The sequence below is a fragment of the Pseudomonas sp. AU11447 genome (genome assembly GCF_001672555.2).
GTDB classification, from domain to species: domain Bacteria; phylum Pseudomonadota; class Gammaproteobacteria; order Pseudomonadales; family Pseudomonadaceae; genus Pseudomonas; species Pseudomonas nitroreducens.
Window position 1 is genome coordinate 1 of record NZ_LZDG02000100.1, and the last position, 1,166, is coordinate 1,166.

A 1,166-nucleotide genomic window follows, 5' to 3' on the forward strand; every position below is an offset into this window, starting at 1 on the left:
ACCATCGGTATGGTCCAGCAGTCCGCTGCCGGTGAAAACCTCACCGTGGGCAAGGACAGCGATGGCCTGGCCGTCGACTTCCTCGGCACTGCAGGCGCTCGCAAGCTGATCAACGTGGCTGACGGTGCCGTGGCCGCCGACAGCAAGGAGGCCGTGAATGGCGGCCAGCTGTTCAGCACCAACCAGGACGTGGCGCAGAACACTGCGGACATCGCTGGCAATACGGCAGCGATCACTGGCCTGGACGGTCGGGTGAACAACGTTGAAGGCAACGTGACCAACCTCGACGGCCGCATGAACAACGTCGAAGGCRACATCACCAGCATCACCACCAACCTSAGCAGCGGCGCCATCGGYATGGTCCAGCAGTCCGCCGCCGGTGAAAATCTCACCGTGGGCAAGGACAGCGATGGCGCCGCCGTTGACTTCCTCGGTACCGCTGGTGCGCGCAAGCTGATCAACRTGGCCGACGGTGCCGTGGCAGCCGATAGCCAGGAAGCYGTGAACGGTGGCCAGCTGTTCAGCACCAAYCAGGGCGTAGCGCAGAACACTGCSGACATCGCTGGCAATACCGCAGCGATCACYGGYCTGGATGGCCGTGTCACCCAGAACAGCTCTGACATCGCGAGCAACGCCGCCTCGATCAGCGGTCTCGATGGCCGCATGGGCAGCGTCGAAGGCGACATCACCAGCATCACCACCAACCTSAGCAGCGGCACCATCGGYATGGTCCAGCAGTCCGCYGCCGGTGAAAACCTCACCGTGGGCAAGGACAGCGATGGCGCCGCCGTCGACTTCCTCGGCACTGCYGGTGCGCGCAAGCTGATCAACGTGGCYGACGGTRCCGTGGCCGCYGACAGCMAGGARGCCGTGAAYGGYGGCCAGCTGTTCAGCACCAACCAGGACGTAGCGCAGAACACCACGGACATCGCTGGCAAYACCGCAGCGATCACYGGCCTGGACGGTCGTGTCACCCAGAACAGCTCCGACATCGCGAGCAACGCCGCTTCGATCACCGGCCTCGATGGCCGCATGGGCAGYGTYGAAGGCGACATCACCAGCATCACCACCAACCTCAGCAGCGGCGCCATCGGCATGGTCCAGCAGTCCGCCGCCGGTGAAAACCTCACCGTGGGCAAGGACAGCGATGGCGCCGCCGTCGACTT

The 1,166-nt window shown here is 64.5% G+C and carries 1 pseudogene; it reads left to right on the top strand.

Annotation, left to right across the window (positions count from 1 at the left end):
- A pseudogene (locus A6723_RS30910) lies at positions 1-1,166 on the top strand (hypothetical protein); the annotation flags it as partial.